The sequence below is a fragment of the Acidovorax sp. ACV02 genome (assembly GCF_014851475.1).
Lineage (GTDB): Bacteria > Pseudomonadota > Gammaproteobacteria > Burkholderiales > Burkholderiaceae_C > Acidovorax > Acidovorax delafieldii.
Genome location: NZ_JACUZU010000010.1, coordinates 50,656 through 69,824 on the forward strand (window position 1 = coordinate 50,656; position 19,169 = coordinate 69,824).

Annotated in this window: 17 protein-coding genes; 11 read left to right on the forward strand and 6 right to left on the reverse strand. The window is 66.0% G+C overall.

Annotated features, from left to right (window positions below; genetic code table 11):
• Positions 1-173: 173 nt before the first annotated feature.
• From IB236_RS21480 to IB236_RS21525, 10 genes are all read left to right on the forward strand, one after another.
• Entirely contained in the window at positions 174-887 is a 714-nt protein-coding gene (locus IB236_RS21480; RefSeq protein ID WP_056062254.1) for a YebC/PmpR family DNA-binding transcriptional regulator, read from the forward strand.
• An 84-nt stretch (positions 888-971) separates the two neighbouring features.
• A complete protein-coding gene (locus IB236_RS21485) occupies positions 972-1,268 on the forward strand; it encodes a DnaJ domain-containing protein (protein WP_015014301.1) in 297 nt (98 codons plus the stop codon).
• Positions 1,265-1,840 carry a hypothetical protein gene (locus IB236_RS21490; protein ID WP_056746082.1) on the forward strand — a complete coding sequence of 192 codons (576 nt, stop codon included), beginning with the start codon at positions 1,265-1,267 and terminating at the stop codon, positions 1,838-1,840. The genes IB236_RS21485 and IB236_RS21490 overlap by 4 nt, the downstream gene beginning before the upstream one ends.
• Before the next feature lie 5 nt (positions 1,841-1,845).
• On the forward strand, positions 1,846-2,607 hold the full coding sequence (locus IB236_RS21495; protein WP_192422169.1) for a hypothetical protein: 762 nt from the start codon (positions 1,846-1,848) through the stop codon (positions 2,605-2,607).
• 169 nt (positions 2,608-2,776) lie between these two features.
• Entirely contained in the window at positions 2,777-4,069 is a 1,293-nt protein-coding gene (locus IB236_RS21500) for a hypothetical protein (RefSeq protein ID WP_192422170.1), read from the forward strand.
• Positions 4,070-4,424: 355 nt separating this feature from the next.
• Complete coding sequence (locus IB236_RS21505) at positions 4,425-5,516, forward strand: GGDEF domain-containing protein (protein ID WP_370539941.1); 1,092 nt, start codon at positions 4,425-4,427, stop codon at positions 5,514-5,516.
• Positions 5,517-5,680: 164 nt separating this feature from the next.
• The gene (locus IB236_RS21510) at positions 5,681-6,319 is read left to right on the forward strand and encodes a DUF1569 domain-containing protein (RefSeq protein WP_225581306.1); all 639 of its coding nucleotides are present in this window, start codon (positions 5,681-5,683) and stop codon (positions 6,317-6,319) included.
• Positions 6,320-6,547: 228 nt separating this feature from the next.
• The gene (locus IB236_RS21515; RefSeq protein ID WP_192422172.1) at positions 6,548-7,618 is read left to right on the forward strand and encodes an HlyD family secretion protein; all 1,071 of its coding nucleotides are present in this window, start codon (positions 6,548-6,550) and stop codon (positions 7,616-7,618) included.
• The gene (rbbA, locus tag IB236_RS21520; RefSeq protein ID WP_192422173.1) at positions 7,582-10,386 is read left to right on the forward strand and encodes a ribosome-associated ATPase/putative transporter RbbA; all 2,805 of its coding nucleotides are present in this window, start codon (positions 7,582-7,584) and stop codon (positions 10,384-10,386) included. The genes IB236_RS21515 and rbbA overlap by 37 nt, the downstream gene beginning before the upstream one ends.
• 1 nt (position 10,387) lies before the next feature.
• Positions 10,388-11,521 (forward strand): ABC transporter permease, encoded by a 1,134-nt coding sequence (locus tag IB236_RS21525; protein ID WP_192422174.1) that lies wholly within the window; start codon positions 10,388-10,390, stop codon positions 11,519-11,521.
• 65 nt (positions 11,522-11,586) lie between these two features.
• On the opposite strand, the gene IB236_RS21530 is transcribed toward IB236_RS21525, so the two are convergent.
• Positions 11,587-12,861: an amidohydrolase family protein gene (locus IB236_RS21530; protein WP_056746069.1), complete on the reverse strand. Its 1,275-nt coding sequence runs from the start codon at positions 12,859-12,861 to the stop codon at positions 11,587-11,589.
• Between the two features lie 71 nt (positions 12,862-12,932).
• Between IB236_RS21530 and IB236_RS21535 the strand changes: the two genes are divergently transcribed.
• The gene (locus IB236_RS21535; RefSeq protein WP_192422175.1) at positions 12,933-13,301 is read left to right on the forward strand and encodes a VOC family protein; all 369 of its coding nucleotides are present in this window, start codon (positions 12,933-12,935) and stop codon (positions 13,299-13,301) included.
• Here the strand turns inward: IB236_RS21535 and IB236_RS21540 are convergent.
• The 5 genes from IB236_RS21540 to IB236_RS21560 form a co-directional block, all read right to left on the reverse strand.
• Positions 13,280-14,203 (reverse strand): ABC transporter permease, encoded by a 924-nt coding sequence (locus IB236_RS21540; protein ID WP_056746065.1) that lies wholly within the window; start codon positions 14,201-14,203, stop codon positions 13,280-13,282. The two genes, IB236_RS21535 and IB236_RS21540, sit on opposite strands and share 22 nt — an antisense overlap.
• A gap of 114 nt (positions 14,204-14,317) precedes the next feature.
• Positions 14,318-15,379 (reverse strand): ABC transporter permease, encoded by a 1,062-nt coding sequence (locus tag IB236_RS21545; RefSeq protein ID WP_056746064.1) that lies wholly within the window; start codon positions 15,377-15,379, stop codon positions 14,318-14,320.
• 25 nt (positions 15,380-15,404) lie between these two features.
• Positions 15,405-16,961 (reverse strand): ABC transporter ATP-binding protein, encoded by a 1,557-nt coding sequence (locus tag IB236_RS21550; protein WP_056746062.1) that lies wholly within the window; start codon positions 16,959-16,961, stop codon positions 15,405-15,407.
• Entirely contained in the window at positions 16,962-17,933 is a 972-nt protein-coding gene (locus IB236_RS21555) for a 5'-methylthioadenosine/S-adenosylhomocysteine nucleosidase (RefSeq protein WP_192422176.1), read from the reverse strand. It lies immediately after the preceding gene.
• A 224-nt stretch (positions 17,934-18,157) separates the two neighbouring features.
• Positions 18,158-19,168 (reverse strand): BMP family protein, encoded by a 1,011-nt coding sequence (locus tag IB236_RS21560; RefSeq protein ID WP_056062290.1) that lies wholly within the window; start codon positions 19,166-19,168, stop codon positions 18,158-18,160.
• Position 19,169 lies beyond the last annotated feature (1 nt).

Consider the following 19,169-nt stretch of genomic DNA (forward strand, 5'->3'; position numbering starts at 1 on the left):
AGTGTCCATGGTGGTCAGTGGTACCCTATAGGGTTCGGTCTGAAGTTGCACTCCCATCCTCTGGGGGCTGTTCGGGAGGCGTTTTTTCTCCCGGCGGCTCCTGCATGGCTGCAGCAACTCCCACACACGGCGCCCCAGCGCGCCGCATTCACATCAAGGAAAAGAGATCCATCATGGGCGCGCAGTGGAAAGCAAAAGGCAAGGCACAGGTGGCCGACGCCAAGGGCAAGCTGTTTGGCAAGCTGGTCAAGGAAATCACCGTGGCTGCACGCGGCGGTGCCGACCCGGCCAGCAATGCCCGCCTGCGCCTGGTGGTGGAGCAGGCTCGCAAGGCCTCCATGCCCAAGGACACGCTGGAGCGTGCCATCAAGAAGGGCTCGGGCACCGGCGCGGACGCGGTGAACTACGAACGCGTGATCTACGAAGGGTTTGCCCCCCATCAGGTGGCTGTGATGGTTGAATGCCTGACCGACAACGTGAACCGCACGGCCCCCGAGATGCGCGTGCTGTTCCGCAAGGGACAGCTGGGCACCTCGGGCTCGGTGGCCTGGGACTTCAACCATGTCGGCATGATCGAAGCCGAGCCCGCCACCCCCGACGCTGACCCCGAACTGGCCGCCATCGAGGCCGGTGCGCAGGACTTTGAAGCGGGCGACGAAGAGGGCACCACCACCTTCTGGACCGACCCCACCGACCTTGACCTGGTCAGCCGCGCGTTGCCCGCCCACGGCTTCACGGTGCTGTCCGCCAAGCTGGGGTACAAGCCCAAGAACCCGGTGAACCCCGCCAACCTCACGGCTGAGCAGCTGGAGGAGGTTGAGAACTTCCTGGCGGCCATCGATTCGAACGACGACGTGCAAAACGTGTTTGTGAGCCTGGGTGGTTGATGTGCGCGCGCAGGCGCCGACACAGGTGCTGAAGAGGGTGCCCTGGATGGCGCCCCTGGCTTTGACGGACGGACTGACTGTTTCATGACTGCTGACCACTACGCAGCCCTTGGGCTGGCGGCCAACGCGTCGCTGGCGGACATCAAGAAGGCTTTTCGACAAAAGGCCTCGTTCTACCACCCCGACCGCAACACGGCGCCCGACGCCGCACAGCGCTTTGCCGAGGTGCAAAAGGCCTATGAGGTGCTGTCTGACGACGACGCCCGCCAGGCCTATGACGACAACCGCCGCCGCAATCTGCTGGACGACCCGCTGCAGACCGCCCAGGAGATCTGGCAGGCCTACAGCGCACGCATTCTTTCTCATCCTTCCGCCCTGTGAAACTTTCTCCCTATTTTTATGACCTGCGCTCGGCCTACCAGGCCGAGCTGGACGACCTGGTGTCCGACTCCGAGGGCAACGACGTTCTGCGCAAGCGCCTGGCCGAAAAGCGCAACGAGATGGCGTTTTTGGTGCAGATGATGGAACTGGCCCCCGAAATGGTGGCCGTGGTCTTTCACCGGGGCTTTCGCTTTACCAAACCGGCTGCACTGGAGCACCTGCTGGGCTTGCCGGTGAACGAGCTGCCCGACTGGCACAGCCTGACCCATGCCGTAGCGTTGGAGCCCTGGGCAATGAGTCTGGCCCAGACCGTGTTGCGCGAGCCCCAGGGCGCACGCTTTCTGACGGTAGCCGCCGGCCTGGAATACCTGCAACAGCACGCGCGCCTGGCTCCGGCCGCAGCGTCGCATGGCGACAGCGATGCCGAGGACGATGGTGAAGATGCCGCCGAACACGACGATGACTACAGCGCCCTGAGTGCCGACGACGCGGTGGACCCGCAAAACAGCCGTACGCGCGAAGAGTCCAGCGCCAACTGGCTGGCCGATGTGGGCTTTGAGCGCAAGGAATGACGACCATGAGCAGCAGCAACCAACACCTGGCCCTGATCACCAAGACCACCAGCCTCATTGCGGCCGGTGACATCGTGGGCGCCGAGTCGGCGCTGGCCGAACTGGCCGACAGCGATGGCGACGGCGCGCTGATGGTGGTGCTGGACCAGCTGGCGCCCAAGGACATTCTGGCCGTGATGCGCGAGTACGACGACTCCAAGGCTTCGGTGGTCAACATGCTGGTCACGCCCGAGCAGTTTGCGCGCGCGATGGTGCTGGAAAAGCAGTACAAGGACCTCACCCACACCCACCTGCGCAACATGGTCAACGCGGTGGTGTTGCGTGACGATGCCGACCCGGTGGAGTTCCTCACCGCGATTGGCGACCTGGAGGGTGGCGCCGAGGCACTGGCCAACTACTTTGCCGAAAAGTGGAGCCGCATCGAGGCCTTTGCCCGCACCGGCACCTTTGACGCCACCGAAGACTACGGCGTCACACTGAGCGACGACGAGCTGCTGGCCTCGGGCTATGTGCAGCCGCGCATCGACCTCGATGAAGTGGCCGACCGCGACTGGATGCAGATGGCCTGGCTGCTGCGCTATGAGTGCCGCGACCTGTTCATCGAGATGTTGCTGGTGCTGCGTGCCAAGGCCCGCGCGTTTGACCAGGGACTGGAAGAGGGCGAAGAGACGTCCGAAGAAGACGATGGCAAGTTCGAGACCAGCGAAACCGACCGCGGCAAGGCCACGCCTGCCGCACGGGCTTCCGACGAAGAGTCTGCAATTTAGTGAACAACCCCCTGAGGCGCTTCGCGCCTTCCCCCTTCTCTCGAATGGCTGTGCCATTCGGGAAGGGGGACACCGCCAGCGCGGCGGGGCGGCCCTTGCGCGGCGGTCCTGGTATGGGCCGCGCCAGTTTCATAGCCCATGAGCAGCGCGAAGCGCGATAGATTCAGACATGACCGTGCCTCCCACGCCTTCCTCAATTTCTGCACCAGTCGCTACTGCCAATGCCCTGCAACTGCACGACGCGCGCCCTTTCTTTGAAAAGGCGCTGGTCTACGGCGTGCAGCACGGCCTGATTGACGCGGACCGGCTGGCGGCCATCAATGCCGATGCGCCCAAGGGCATGGTGCAGATCGCGCGTTACTTTGGCAGCGAGTTTCTGCGCCCGGAGATCGAGAAGGCGCGGGACCGCATGGTCAACCTGATCAGCCTGTACCTGCTGGAGACCACAGCCGGTGATCTGGCCAAGGCGGCGGTGTCGCTGCGCGACAACTCCTTTTTGTCGCGCTCCAAAGGCGGCTCGGACATGCTCAAGCGCCTGATCGCCATGCCCGAGAGCAGCAACTTCGGCATGGGCGGCTATGCGGATGCCGAAACCCCACTGCTGGCTGCCTGGTCGCTGCGCAGCCATGCCGACTACCGCGCCGAGCTGGCCCGCCGCAGCCACATCGCCCAGGCCATCGCCGCCGCCGAGTGGCTGGCCGCGCAGTACGACTTGGATACCGACGAGCTGGAAACCGCCGGGGCCGACGCCGAGGCCGTGATCCGCACAGGGCTGCTGATGCAGGCGCTGAACCCCAAGGCCATGGCGGCGAGTGAGTGGCCCAGCGCCCCGGTGTTTGAAAAGCTGGTGACTGCACTGCGCAAAAAGAAGGCACCCCTGCCGACGGCGCTGCGCCTGCCCGCCGGCGTGCCGGCAGAGCTGCGTGACGTGCTGCAAGCCCAATGCGCCACCGTGCTGGCCGACCTGCCCAAGCTGCTGCAATCCGCTGCGCCGCTGCGCACCCTGCTGCGCCCCATGGGCGCCTTCAGGGCAAGCTACTTCCTGCTGGACGACCCTCTGGCCGAAGTGGACAGCTTTCACCGCAGCCTGGATGTGCTGGAGGACGACGATGAGCCTCCACAGCCTGCCAGCAAGACATGGACCAAGGCGACCGGGGGCAACGACGATGAGCACTCGCTGCTCACGCTGTTTCTGTGCCTGGCCGCCGGTGCGCCCAAGAAGACGCTGCTCACCGAAAAAACCGCCGCCAGCCTGGTGCGCAAGATCCGCAAGTCTGGCCTGCAGCCCGAGCTGGCGTCTGACTTCATCCGCAGCCACGCGGCTGCCGCCTTCCAGCAGGACTACCTGGCTCTCTGGTCTGGTTTTTTGCAAGACGCGCAGGCTACGCTGACCAGCGACCGCGACTACCAGATGCACGATGCGCTGGCGCTGCTGCGGCGCGAATGCCACGTGGTGGGTTGACAGGTGCTCCCAACCGCCACGCGAGGAGGTGCGGCCGGAGGGACCCCTGCAGCTGGCTCAAGGACTGCATTGCTGCCCGCAGACTGTCGCGTGGCGGTCAATGCTCTCGGTTACCATTGTTCACGTTGATGAGGGGCCCCATCTGCCTGGCTTGCCATAGCTGCCACGCATGCAAGATGAAGTTGCCTGGCCAGTCCCGATTGCTCCGTCCCTTCCCACAGTGCACAGTCCCACCCTCGTTATCGTAGCGGCCATCCTTGCAGCGCTGGTTACCACTGTGCTGTCTGCCGTGTGGTTCTTCAACAGGAACATCCCAGGGCTGCGCTTGTGGGCGCTAGCACTGTTTTGCACCACCGTGTTTTGCGCCAACCTGATGTTGCGCGACCATGTCCCGCAGTTGCCTTCGGTATTGCTGGCGCAGGGCTCTATTGCGTTGACGGCCTACCTGTGCCTGCTGGGTGCGCGTGAATACATGGGACGAGCGCCGCTGCGGCATGGCATGGCTGCGGTTGCCATGGTGCTGCTGCTGGTAACGGTGGCGTATTTCACCGTGGTGCAGCCCCATCTGGGGGTGCGTTTTGTGCTGTCGGGGCTGGTGCCGGGCACGTGCTTTCTGTTTGCTGCGCACACCATGGTCAAAGGTGGCTTTCGCAAGGTTCCGGCCCGGTATCTGTTTGCGGGCACGGTGGGTGTGCATGGCGTGTTTTTGCTGGTGCGGCCCTTGTTGTTCAAGCTGGCCGCACCGGCCGATGCGTCGCAACCCGAAACGGGCATGGTGGCTGCGCTGTCGCAGTTTGTGGTGCTGGAGTCCACCATGGCGCTGGTGCTGGTGGCGTTTGGCGCGTTGATGCTGACCAATGAGTTCATCACCAACGAACTGCGCCACCTCGCCGAGGTGGACCCGCTGACCAATGTGTTCAACCGCCGCGCGTTTCTGACCTTGTTGGACAAGGCCATCAGCAACGCCCAGCGCACGCAGACGACGTTGCCCGTGCTGGTGATGGACCTGGACCATTTCAAGAAGGTCAACGACAGCTGGGGCCACCGCGCGGGCGATGATGTGCTGCGCCATTTTGTGATGTTGGCCCAGCGCTGCCTGCGCAAGGAAGACGTGATGGGCCGCCTGGGGGGTGAGGAGTTCGCGATCTTCTTGCCCAATGCAGGGGCCGGTGGCGCCATTGCGGTGGCCGAGCGCCTGCGCGCCATGGTGGAGGCCCACCCTGTGGTGACCGAGCAGCGCAGCATTGCGCTCACGGTGAGTGTTGGTGTCACCCTGTGCGCGGGCAGCGAGTCGGCGGGTACGGCCTTGCAGCGTGCGGACGAGGCCATGTACCTGGCCAAGGAGCGGGGGCGCAACCGGGTGGAGATGACGGTGGCCCCAGCAGCGCCCTTGGTCCCCGTTACGGCAACCCCCGCGCCGGCCGCACCAACCACCCTGGCGGCCTAGGCGCAGCGGAGCGCCGGGAGGGCGCCCAGGCCTTGCAGCCCTGCGCCATGGCGGGCTGTGTCGGCTGCCCGACCCTGGCGATGGCCGCAGGGGGCACAAGGCAGGCGCTGCCCGGCACAATCAAAGCTTTCACACCACCCCCGGTGATGCGGGCAGACAACCCCATGGCAGTTCCACCCCCTTCTGGCGCACCCAAAGCCGCTACCCCCGCAGCCATCCACCCCTCGCCCCCTGCACCGCCTGCAGCGCCCGACCGGAGGGCGTTTCTGGCCATCGGCACGGGGGTGGCGCTCGCAGCGGCTGGTGCTGTCGGGTATTTTCTGCACCAGCCGGACAACGACAGGCAGCTGGTATTTGCCACCCTGCACGATGCGATGCGCGAGGCCGAGCGGCTGAACGCAGCTTCCGTCCACGCGCTGGAACCCGCCACGGCCTGGACCTGGGCACAGACGCTGGTGCATTGCGCACAGAGCATTGAATACTCGCTGCAGGGTTTTCCGTTGCCCAAATCTGCGCTGTTCCAGAACACCCTGGGGGCTGCAGCTTTCAAGGTGTTTACCCTGCGGGGACGCATGAGCCACAACCTGGCAGAGCCTATCCCGGGCGCCCCCGCGCTGGATGCGCAGGCCACGGATACATCGGCCGCTATGGCCCGCCTGCGCCAGGCGGTGCAGGACTTTGCCATCCACACGGGGGCGCTGCAGCCTCACTTTGCCTATGGTGCACTGAGCCGGTCGCAGTACGAGCAAGCGCATGCCATGCACCTGGCCAACCACCTGTCGGCCTTTGACGGGCGCGGGTAGGGCAGTCTCCGGCAACCGACGCACCGCCTCTCAGAACCCGCAGCGGCAAGCTTGTGTCGCAGGCGGAAGCCCCACGCAATTGCAGCCAAATTGATGCAAGTCAAGCGAGGCGGCTGGCCACAAGCAGCCCATGAAGGCGCTGCGCTTACGATGCATTTTGAGGTGAGGCGCCTTTGCTGACGTGACTGGAAATGCGCTCCTGCCTCCGCATCAAAAGGGATCAGAGCCATGGGCAGCAAGTGGAAAATTTATGCGGCCGTCGCAGCGCTGTTGCTGCTGGGCACCGTATTGGTCGTGCGCTGGGCGCCCTGGCAGCCCAAGGGCCCAGGCCCGGGGTTTGTGAGCGGCAACGGCCGCATTGAGGCCACCGAGATCGCTGTGGCCACCAAGCTCGCGGGCCGGGTGCAGGACATCCTGGTGGCCGAGGGTGATTTCGTGAAGGCCGGGCAGCCCGTGGCCCGTATGCAGATCGACGGTCTGCAAGCCCAGCGCGAAGAGGCCGTGGCCCGGCTGCAGCAAGCGCAGCTGGCCATCAGCAGCGCACAGGTGCAGGTGGCCCAGCGCGAGAGCGACTACCAGGCCGCCTTGGCCGTGGTGGCCCAGCGCGAGAGCGACCTCGACACCGCCCGCCGCCGCTTGCCGCGCTCTGAGCAGTTGGCGCGCGAAGGCTTTTTCTCCAGCCAGTTGCTCGACGACGACCGCGCCAAGGTGCGCAGCCAGCAGGCCGCCGTGGTCGCGGCCAAGGCGCAGGCCAAGGCTGCACAGGCGGGCATTGGCGCGTCGCGCACGCAGGTGACCAGCGCCGAGGCCAACGTGCGCGCGCTGGAGGCCACGCTGGCCCGCATCGATGTGGAGCTGACCGACAGCGAGCTCAAGGCCCCGCGCGACGGGCGCGTGCAGTTTCGCGTGGTGCAGCCCGGCGAGGTGGTGGGCGCGGGCGCACGGGTGCTGCAGCTGGTGGACCTGAGCGACGTGTACATGACCTTCTTTTTGCCCGAGACCGTGGCGGGCCGGGTAGCACTGGGCAGCGAGGTGCGCATCGTGCTCGATGCCGCACCGGGCTTTGTGATCCCGGCCACCGTGTCGTTTGTGGCTAGCACCGCGCAGTTCACGCCCAAGACGGTGGAGACCGCCAGCGAGCGCCAGAAGCTCATGTTCCGCGTGCGCGCGCAGATTGACAAGGCGCTGCTGCTGCGCCACCAGGAGCAGGTCAAGACCGGTCTGCCTGGCGTGGCCTGGCTGCGGGTGGACCCTGTGGTGGAATGGCCCGCCAACCTCGCCATCAAGGCCGACCAGTGAGCCTCCCCGGCAGCGTGGCACCCGTGGCCCGCCTGCGTGGCGTGGGCCAGCGCTACGGTCGCACGGTGGCGCTCGCAGACATCGATTTGGAAGTGGCCGCGGGCCGCATGGTGGGCCTGATCGGGCCGGATGGCGTGGGCAAGTCCAGCCTGCTCGCGCTGGTGGCGGGCGCTCGTGCAGTGCAGCAGGGCACGTTAGAAGTGTTGGGCGGCGACATGTCCCAAAGCCGCCACCGCAGCCGGGTGTGCCCCCGCATCGCCTACATGCCTCAAGGGCTGGGCAAGAACCTGTATCCCACGCTGTCGGTGGAAGAGAACCTGCAGTTCTTTGGCCGCCTGTTCGGGCACGACGCGGCCGAGCGTCGCCGGCGCATCGATGAACTCACGCGCAGCACCGGTCTGCATCCATTCCTGGCGCGGCCTGCGGGCAAGCTCTCGGGCGGCATGAAGCAAAAGCTGGCCCTGTGCTGCGCGCTCATCCACGACCCCGACCTGCTCATCCTGGACGAGCCCACCACCGGCGTTGACCCTTTGGCGCGCGCGCAGTTCTGGGATTTGATCGGCCGCATCCGCGCCGCGCGGCCAGGCATGAGCGTCATCGTGGCCACGGCCTACATGGAAGAGGCCCAGCGTTTTGAATGGCTGGTGGCGATGGACGAGGGGCGCATCCTGGCCACGGGTACGCCTGCCGAGCTGATGGCCCGCACCGGGCACGATGTGCTGGAGCAGGCCTTTGTGGCACTGCTGCCCGAGGCCAAGCGCCGGGGCCACCAGGCGGTGCAGATTCCGCCGCTGGACCGGTCGCAGGCCCATGATGCCGCCAATGTGGCCATCGAGGCGCGCGACCTGACCATGCGGTTTGGCGACTTTGTGGCGGTGGACCACGTGAGCTTTCGCATCCAGCGGGGCGAGATCTTTGGCTTTTTGGGCAGCAATGGCTGCGGCAAGTCCACCACCATGAAGATGCTTACCGGCCTGCTGCCCGCCAGCGACGGGCAGGCCTGGCTGTTTGGCCAACCGGTGGACCCCAAGGACATGGCCACGCGGCGGCGGGTGGGCTACATGTCGCAGGCGTTTTCGCTGTACAGCGAGCTGTCGGTGGAGCAGAACCTGGTGCTGCATGCCCGGCTGTTCCACGTGCCCGAGGCCGAGGTGCCCACGCGCGTGACGGCCATGCTGGAGCGCTTTGACCTGCAGGCCGCTCGCAGCGCACTGCCCATGAAGCTGCCCCTGGGCATGCGCCAGCGCCTGTCGCTGGCCGTGGCCATGGTGCACCAGCCCGAGCTGCTGATCCTGGACGAGCCCACCTCGGGCGTGGACCCGATGGCACGCGACAACTTCTGGCGCCTGATGGTGGAGCTGGCGCGGCGCGACAAGGTCACCATTTTCATCTCCACCCACTTCATGAACGAGGCCGAGCGCTGCGACCGCATCTCGCTGATGCACGCAGGGCGCGTGCTGGAAAGCGCTGCGCCGCAGGACATCGTCGCTAAGCGCGGCGCCGCCACGCTGGAAGAAGCCTTCATCGGCTACCTGGAAGATGCTGCGGGCACGGCCCAGGCTCCTGTGTCCGTGGCGGCTTCGGGCCCCACTGCGCTATCGCCGGTGTCCGCGCCCAATACTCCCACCTGGCCCATCCGCCTGCGCCAAAGCCTGGCCCGCATCCACAGCACCCAGTGGCGCGAAGCGCTGGAGCTGCGCCGCGACCCGGTGCGGGGCGCCATGGCGCTGTTGGGCTCGCTGATCCTGATGTTCGTGATGGGCTACGGGATCAGCATGGACGTGGAGAACCTGCGCTTTGCCGTGCTGGACCGCGACCAGACCGCGCTGAGCCGCGCCTACACGCTGAACCTGGCGGGCTCGCGCTACTTCACCGAGCAGCCGCCGATCACCACCTATGCCGAGCTGGATGCGCGCATGCGCTCCGCCGAGATATCGCTGGCGCTGGAGATCCCGCCCGGCTTTGCCCGCGACGTGGCACGCGGCCAGCCGGTGCAGATCGGCGCCTGGGTGGACGGCGCCATGCCCCAGCGCGCCGAAACCGTCATCGGCTACGCCCAGGGCCTGCACCAGCAGTGGCTGGTGGAGCAAAGCCGCAGCCGCACAGGCACCGTGCCCCGGGGCCTGCTGGAGGTGGAGCCACGCTATCGCTACAACCCCGACGTGCGCAGCCTGCCGTCCATGGTGCCTGCCGTGATCCCGCTGCTGTTGCTGATGCTGCCTGCCATGCTCACCGCCCTGGCCGTGGTGCGCGAGAAGGAGCTGGGCTCCATCATCAACCTGTATGTCACGCCGACCACACGCACCGAATTCATGCTGGGCAAGCAGCTGCCCTATGTGCTGCTGGCGCTGTTCAACTTTGGCCTGATGTGCCTGGCAGCGGTGACGGTGTTTGGCGTGCCGATGACGGGAAGTTTTGCCACGTTGACATTGGCCGCCGTGGTGTTCAGCCTGTGCTCCACGGGCATGGGCCTCCTGGCCTCCACCGTCACGCGCAGCCAGATTGCGGCGATGTTCTTTGCCATGGTGGGCACGATCATTCCGGCCGTGCAGTTTGCGGGGCTCATCAACCCCGTGTCGTCCATGACGGGCTTTGCGCGCCGGTTCGGAGAGGCCTACCCGGCCAGCCATATGTTCACCATCAGCCGGGGCGTGTTCAACAAGGCGCTGGGCCTGCAGGATCTGCAGGCCGAGTTCTGGCCCATGCTGGTGGCGGTGCCGGTCATCGTCGGTGCTGCGATCTTGCTGTTACGCAAGCAGGAGAGCTGACATGGCGCTGAGAGGTCGTTGGTCGAACATTTTCAGGTTAGGCATCAAGGAGCTGTGGAGCCTCTGGCGCGACCCGGCCATGTTGTTCCTCATCGTCTACACCACCACGCTGGCGGTTTACTCGGCGGGCATGGCGCAGCCCGAGACGCTGCACCACGTGCCGATCGCTATCGTGGACGAGGACGATTCGGCGCTGTCCCGGCGCATCGCCACCGCGTTCTACACGCCCCAGTTCACGCGCCCCGCCATGATCAGCATGCGCGAGGTGGACCCGGGCTTGGACGCCGGCCGCTTCACGCTGGTGCTGCACATCCCCGCGCATTTCCAGCGCGATGTGCTGGCGGGCCGGGTGCCGCAGGTGCAGCTCAACATCGACGCCACGCGCATGGGGCAGGCGTTTGCGGCCAATGGGGCTGTGCAGCAGATCGTGCAGCTGGAGGTGGCCGAGTTCGTGCAGCGCGACCGCGCCGTGGCCGCCCAGCCCATCGAGCTGACGGTGCGCTCGCGCTTCAACCCGGCGCTGAACCCCGCGTGGTTTGGCTCGCTGATGGAGCTGATCAACATCGTGACCATGCTCTCCATCATCCTCACCGGCGCCGCGCTGATCCGCGAACGCGAGCATGGCACGGTGGAGCATTTGCTGGTGATGCCCGTCACTCCCGGCGAGATCATGCTGGCCAAGGTCTGGGCCATGGCGCTGGTGGTGCTGGTGGCTACCTGGGTGTCGCTCACGGCGGTGATCCGCTGGGCGATTGGTGTGCCCATCGAGGGCTCGGTACCGCTGTTTCTGCTGGGAGCCACGCTGCATCTGTTTGCCACCACGTCCATGGGCATCTTCATGGCCACGGTGGCGCGCAGCATGCCGCAGTTTGGGCTGCTGATGGTGCTGGTGATGATGCCGCTGCAGATGCTGTCGGGCGGCGTCACCCCGCGCGAGAGCATGCCGCTGTGGGTGCAGTACGGCATGGCGCTGGCGCCCACCACGCACTTCACCGAGCTGGCCCAGGCCATCCTCTACCGGGGTGCGGGCTGGGCGGTGGTGTGGCCGTCGCTGGTGTGGCTGCTGGGGATTGGGGCGGTGCTGTTCAGCCTGGCGCTGGCGCGGTTTCGCAGGACGATTGCGCGCATGGCCTGAATGTCAGGATGACTTTGTGCTATTGAATATATAGCTGCAAAGGCATGTTCCACTAGCGCTTGAGGCTAGTTGGACGCAAAATCAACGCTGCCGGGCCGCCCAGGAAGGTGCAGCTGCGCCACGGGCGCCGGGCTGCTGGCCACCCGCTGGCCACGCCGCCACACACCCAGGCGCGTGGCCCGCAGGCGGATGGCGTCCACCGGGTTGCGCGCATGCAGTAGCACCAAGTCGGCATGGCAGCCGGGGGCGATACCGTAGCCCTCCAGCCCCAGCAGCTTGGCGGGATTCACCGTCACCGCATCAAAACACTGCCGCATGGCGGCCTGGCTGGTCATCTGGCCCACATGAAGGCCCATGTGCGCGGCCTCCAGCATGTCGGCGCTGCCGCCGCTGTACCAGGGGTCGAGCACGCAGTCGTGGCCAAAAGCCACCGTCAGGCCCGCAGCCATCAGCTCGGGCACGCGGGTCATGCCACGGCGCTTGGGGTAGGTGTCGTGGCGGCCTTGCAGCGTGATGTTGATGAGCGGGTTGGCCACCACGCCCAGGTCGGCCTCGGCCATCAGCGCCATCAGCTTGCTCACGTAGTAGTTGTCCATGCTGTGCATGGAGGTGAGGTGCGAGCCCGTCACGCGGCCCTGCAGGCCCAGGCGCTGGGTTTCGTACGCCAAGGTTTCCACGTGGCGCGAATGCGGGTCATCGCTCTCGTCGCAGTGCATGTCCACGCGTTTGCCGCGTTCGGCCGCCAGTTCGCAAAGGATCTTCACGCTCTCGGCCCCTTGGGCCATGGTGCGCTCGAAGTGCGGAATGCCGCCCACCACGTCCACACCCATGTCCAGCGCGCGTTTCAGGTTGGCCAGCCCTCCGGGCGCGCGCAGCACGCCGTCTTGTGGGAAGGCCACCAGTTGCAAATCCAGGTACGGCGCCACGCGCTGCTTTACCTCCAGCAGCGCCTGCACCGGCAGCAGGCTGGGGTGGCTGGTGTCCACATGGCTGCGGATGGCCAGCAGCCCGCGCGCCACGGCCATGTCGCAGTACTGCAGCGCGCGCTGCACGATGGCGTCGTGGGTCAGCGTGGGCTTGAGTTCGCCCCACAGCGCAATGCCTTCGAGCAGGGTGCCGCTCTCGTTCACGCGCGGCTGGCCGTAGCTCAGGGTCGAATCCATGTGGAAATGCGCGTCCACAAACGGCGGGCTGACCAGCAGGCCGCCGGCGTCCACCGTCTCATGCGCGGGGGCTTGCAGGCCTTTGGTCACTTCGGTGATGCGGCCGCCTTGCACGGCGATGGACATGTTCTGGCGGCCGTCGGGCAGGCTGGCGTGGGTGATGAGCAGGTCGAGCATGGTGGGGAAGTGTAGATATTCGTCGGGACGTGCAGGCACACTGCGGGGTCTCAAGAAGAAAGGGTCATCCGATGAACGCACATGAAAAGCTGAACTACGTCGAATTTGCCGCGCGCGATGTGCCCGCCACCAAGTCGTTCTTTGAAAAGGCCTTTGCATGGACCTTTGTGGACTATGGGCCGGAGTACACGGCCTTCTCGGGTCAGGGGTTGGACGGCGGCTTCTTCCGCGCCAGCCTGTGTTCCACCCCAGCCACTGGCGGCGCCTTGCTGGTGTTCTACAGCGCAGACCTCGAAGCCACCTTGGCCAAGGTGGAGGCGGCAGGTGGCCATGTGGTCAAGCCGGTGTTCGACTTTCCGGGAGGACGGCGCTTTCACTTCACCGAGCCCAGCGGCAACGAGTTTGCGGTGTGGTCCGATCACCGCTCCCCCTTGCGGTAGGGCTTCATCAGCGCCTGCGGATACGCCGCCTTGCGTGCCACCAGCACCAGCGCCAGAATGGACAGCAGGTACGGCAGCATCAGATACACTTGGTACGGCAGCCACGCATCGCCCGCCTGCTGCAGCCGCAGCTGCAGCGCGTCAAAGAAGGCAAACAGCAGCGCACCCAGCAGCGCCTTGCCAGGCCGCCACGAGGCAAACACCACCAGCGCCACGCAGATCCAGCCGCGCCCGTTGATCATGTTGAAGAAAAACGCGTTGAACGCCGACAGGGTGAGGAAGCTGCCCGCCACGCCCATCAGCGCCGAACCGGCCACGATGGCGCCGGTGCGCATGGCCGCCACCGAGATGCCCTGGCCCTCGGCCGCCTGCGGGTTCTCTCCCACCATGCGCACCGCCAGGCCCAGGGGGGTGCGCATCAGCACCCAGGCCAAAAGCGGCACCAGCAGCAGGGCCAGCAGCGTGAGTGGGGTTTGTGCCGACAGGATGGGAATGCCCAGCCACTCCATCGGTGCAAAGGGCTCGATGGTGGGTGGCGTGTTCACCTTGGGGAAACTCACCCGGTAGCCGTAGTAGCTGAGCGCCGTAGCCAGCAGCGTGATGCCCAGCCCGGACACATGCTGCGACAGCGCCAGCCCCACGGTGAGCCATGCGTGCAGCAATCCAAACACTGCGCCGGTGAGCGCAGCCACCAGCACCCCGGCCCACAGTCCATGGCCCGTGTACACCGCGAGCCAGCCGGTGAAGGCGCCTGCGACCATGATCCCTTCAATGCCCAGGTTGAGCACCCCGGCGCGTTCGCACAGCAAAACCCCCAGCGTGCCCAGAATGAGCGGGGTGGCGACCCGCAGGGTGGCAATCCAGAACGCGGGGTTGGCGAGGATGTCGAGCAGTTCGGTCATGCGGCTGCTCCGTGGAAATTTGCTTTCATTTCGATAGCATTCGGCGCATGATTCACTAGCGCTTGAGGCCTATTGGGCTTGAAATTGTGGTGTGTTTGGGTTGTCATGGCTGCTTCACTTCCACCGCACGCGGTACTGCGTCAGCAGCCCGGCCACCAGCACCGCAATCAGCGAAGTCGCCACGATCACATCCGCAATGTAGGTGGGCACGCCCACCGCGCGGCTCATGCTGTCAGCCCCTACCAGCACGCCCGCCACAAAGGTGCCCGCCGCAATAACGCCCAGCGGGTGCAGTCCGGCCAGCATGGCGATCACGATGCCGCTGTAGCCGTAGCCGGGCGACATGTCGAGCGTCACATAGCCAGTGCGACCGGCCACTTCGATGGCGCCAGCCAGACCTGCGAGCCCGCCGGAGAGCAGGGCGACCAGCACCACCGTGCGGGTGATAGGCACGCCCGCAAAGGCAGCAGCGCGTGCATTGGCCCCCGCAGCACGAATGTCAAACCCCGGCACCGTGCGTGCCAGCAGCGCCCACAGCATCACGGCCAGCGACACGGCCCACAGCAGGCCCGTGTGCAGCCGCGTCTGAGGCACCAGCTTGGAGAGTTCCAGATCGCCCTGTAATGCCACGCTCTGCGGCCATCCCATGGAGAGCGGGTCTTTCATCGGCCCATCGAGCAGGGCAGAGACGAGCAGCAGCATGATGAAGTTGAGCAGCAGTGTGGTGACCACCTCATCCACGCCCAGCCGCGCCTTCATCAGCGCCGGGCCCAGCAGCAGCGCCGCGCCTGCCAGCGCGGCCGCCAGCATCATCAGCGGAAAGAGCACATAGGGCGACCACTCCAGCCCCGTGCCCCCATGCATGCCGCCCACGGCCACGGCGGCCAGCGCCCCGGCGTAAAGCTGCCCCTCGGCCCCAATGTTGAACAGCCGCGCGCGGAAGGCCACGGCCGCTGCCAGCCCGGTCAGGATCAGTGGCGTGGCGCGGGTGAGGGTTTCTGTCAGTGCAAACACCGAGCCGAACGCGCCCTGCAGCAGCAGCGCATAGGTCTGCCCCACGGGCGCACCAGCCCATAGCACCAGCAAAGCGCTGACGATCAGTGTGAACACCACGGCACCCACCGGTGCCAGCACGTAGGCGGCGGGGGAGGTGTGGTTGCGTTTTTCAAGTCTCATGCTGGGTTGTTCTTGTAGTTGTCGCTCAATGGGCAGCGCCCGCCATGGCCAGGCCGATGGCTTCGCGTGTCCAGTCTTCGGCGCGTCGCGCCTCGCTCAGTTGTCCGTCGTGCATGACGGCCACACGGTCACCCAGCGCCAGCACTTCGTCCAGATCGTCCGAGATCAGCAGCACGGCCGCTCCCGCATCGCGCGCGTTGATGAGTTGCTGCTGCACAAACATCACCGCACCAATGTCCAACCCCCAGGTGGGCTGGTGGGCCACGATGAGCTGGGGTGCAGGCGCGGTGTAGCCCGCTGCGTCCTTCGGCGGCATCAGCGCCCGGCCCAGGATGAGCTTTTGCATGTTGCCGCCCGACAGCGACCGGGCGGGGGTGTCCGGCCCGCCGCCGCGCACGTCAAAGGTCTCGGCCACGCGCTGTGCATGCTGGCGCGCAGCGCGGCGTTTGACCCAGAAGGCTCGGAACCACGGGTGCGCAAACCAGGGGCCGCGCAGGCGTTCGGCCACCGCGTTCTCCCACACGGGCAGGTCGCCCACCACGCCCACGGCGTGGCGGTCTTCGGGGATGCGGGCCACGCCCTGGCTTACTAGCCAGGCAGGCCGCGCTTGCAACGGTGCGCCGCGCAGCGTGACCTGGCCGGTGGAGGCGTTGCGCACGCCGCACAAGACATCGGCCAGCGCCACCTGGCCGTTGCCGCTCACGCCCGCAATCGCCACGATCTCGCCTGCGCGCAAGCTGAGGGACACACCGTTCAGCCGGTCGCGCCCCGTGGGGCCGGTGCTGACGTTGGTCAGGGTGCAGATGGGCTCGCCCACATTCTTGGCGGGGCGGCGCTCTGCCGCCTCAATCGCATGGCCCACCATCCATTGCGCGAGCAGCCCCTGGGTGGTGCCCTGCGCAGGCGCCTCGGCCACCAGCTTGCCCTGGCGCAGCACGGCCACGCGGTGCGATACGCGCAGCACCTCGCCCAGCTTGTGGCTGATGAAGATGATGGACAGGCCCTGCGCCACCATCTGCGCCAGGGTGTCGAACAGCGCCTCGCTCTCCTGCGGGGTGAGCACGGCGGTGGGCTCGTCCAGGATGAGGATGCGGGCGCCCCGGTACAGTGCCTTGAGGATTTCGACGCGCTGGCGCTCGCCCACCGAGAGGCTGCCGACCTTTGCATCGGGGTTCACTGGCAGGCCGAACTGCTGCGACACCGCCAGCAGCTTGGCGCGGGCATCGCTGCGGCGCGAGAAGGGCTGCCACAGCGGCTCGCTGCCCAGCAGCACGTTGTCCAGCACCGTGAGGTTGTCGGCCAGCGTGAAGTGCTGGTGCACCATGCCAATGCCCGCCGCCAGCGCTGCACGCGGCTGGCCGGGCGCCAGGGGCTGGCCAAAGACTTCGATGCTGCCTTCGTCGGCCACGTAGTGCCCGAACAGGATGGACATCAGCGTGGACTTGCCTGCGCCGTTTTCGCCCAGCAGCGCCAGCACTTCGCCGCGTGCCAGAGTCAGGTTGATGCTGTCGTTGGCGACGAGCTTGCCAAAACGCTTGGTGATGCCCGACAGTTTCAGGACGGGGGCGTTGGTGGAGGCCATCTACTTCCACGCCGCCAGAAACGCCCGCAACACCTTGGCCGAGTTGGCGGCCGCCAGGCCCATGAAGGTGCCCATTTCGTTCTCGCCATCACCACCACCGGCGAGATCGCTCAGCGACCGGAAGGCGATGTAGGGCACGCCGTTGCTGTGCGCGACCATGGCGGTGGCGGCGGTTTCCATGTCGAGCACGTTGGCCTCGAAGGTCTTGAAGGCGTATTCGCGGAAGGCCTTGTTGTCCACAAAGGCTTGGCCCGATACGCCGTTGCCGCCCACCACCAGTTGTGGGCGCTGCTTGAGGCAGGTGGCGGCCAGGCAGTGCTCCAGGCCCACGTTCTGCAGGCTGCGGGCGGTGGCCAGCATCTTGGGGTCGGCTTCGAACCAGAACTTCTTGCTGAGCTGGGGGTTTGCAGCCGATCGCACCTCCACCGGGCGCGGGTGCATCATGCCGAAGGCGGGCATCGTCAGCTCGCTTTGCATCCACGCGGGGGCGCTGTACTGGCCGGGCTGCTCTTCGCGCGCCATAAGCCATTCCATGTACTGGCCCCACTGTGCGGGCACCGTCACGTCGCCAATGTGCAGGCTAGGGTTCACGCCGCCCGCAATGCCGCTGAAGACCACATGGCTCACGTGGAAGCGGTCCAGCACCAGCTGGGTGTTCATGGCCGCGTTGGTCATGCTGATGCCCGACAGGAACACCACCACGGGCTTGCCTTCGAGCGTGCCGGTGGTGAACTCCACGCCGTTGATGCTGTGCTTGGCGGGTTGCTGCACCTGGGGCAGCAGCACCGTCAGCTCGGGCGCAAAGGCAGAGATGACGGCGATGCGGGGTGTGTCGTCCAGCCGGACCGCTGTCTTGCCTGTCGGGCCGGATGCACAACCGGCGAGTGCGCCAGCCAGTGCCAGTGCTCCCAGCAGGCGGGTGAAATGAGAGGCGACGGAGTGCCGCAATGGGATGGACGAGGAGGTGGTCATGGGCATACCAGGCAGGGACAGAGACGGACGGATAACGGCAACAAAAAAGGGCCACCGCGATGAGTGGTGGCCCAGGTATTTGCCCGCTTTGTCTCGCATGGGTGGTTTGGAGCGGCTGACAAAGCTCAGCGCAGCGGTTCTGGCTAGGCGCTGTGTCGCAGGCAGTACTGCAAGTACGACAAGACACAGCAACAACGCCAGAAGAGTTTTGTCATCCACTCCCCTTACTTGGCCGTGGACTTGGGCTGGCTGTCGTCCACCTTCACGGTGAACTTGCCGGCCAGGATGTCGGCCTCCTTGGCCTTGACCTTGGCGACGATGTCGGCCGGCACCTTCTTCTCGAATGTGCCCAGGGGCGCGAGTTCGGAGCCCTTGTGTTTCATCATCGAATATGGGCCGTAGTCCTCGGCCGTGAATTTGCCGTCCTTGACCAGCTTGAGCGCGCGCTCGATGCTGGGCTCCATGTGCCACAGGGCCGATGCCACCACGGTGTCGGGGTACTGCTCTTGTGTGTTGATCACGTTGCCGATGGCGAGCTTGCCTTTTTCCTTGGCCGCGTCGCTCACGCCAAAGCGCTCGGCGTAGAGCACGTCGGCGCCCTTGTCGATCATGGCGAAGGTGGCTTCCTTGGCCTTGGGTGGGTCAAACCAGCTGTTGATGAAGGTGATGGTGAACTCGACCTTGGGGTTGGTCTCCTTGGCGCCCGCCATGAAGGCGTGCATCAGGCGGTTGACTTCGGGGATGGGGAAGCCGCCCACCATGCCGATCTTGTTGGTCTTGGTCATGCCGCCAGCCACCATGCCGCTCAGGTATGCGGGCTCCTGGATGTAGTTGTCGAAAACGCTGAAGTTGGGCGCCTGCGGCTTGCCGGAGGAGCCGAGCAGAAAGGACGTTTTGGGGAAGTCCTTGGCCACCTTGCGGGCGGCGGCTTCTACCGCAAAGGCCTCGCCCACGATGAGCTGGTTGCCGCCGGTGGCGTACTCGCGCATCACGCGCTCGTAGTCGGCGTTGCTCACGTTTTCGCTGGCCTTGTATTCGATCTCGCCACGTGCCTCGGCGGCCTTGAGGGCCTTGTGGATGCGGCTGACCCATTGCTGTTCAAAAGGCACCGTGTAGATCGCCGCGACCTTGATCTTGGACTGCGCGAAGGCCAAAGAGGGCGCCATCGCCATGGCGGCCGAGAGGGCCATGGAGGTGCAGAGCAGGCGTCCGGTGAAGATGCGGCGAGTGGTCATG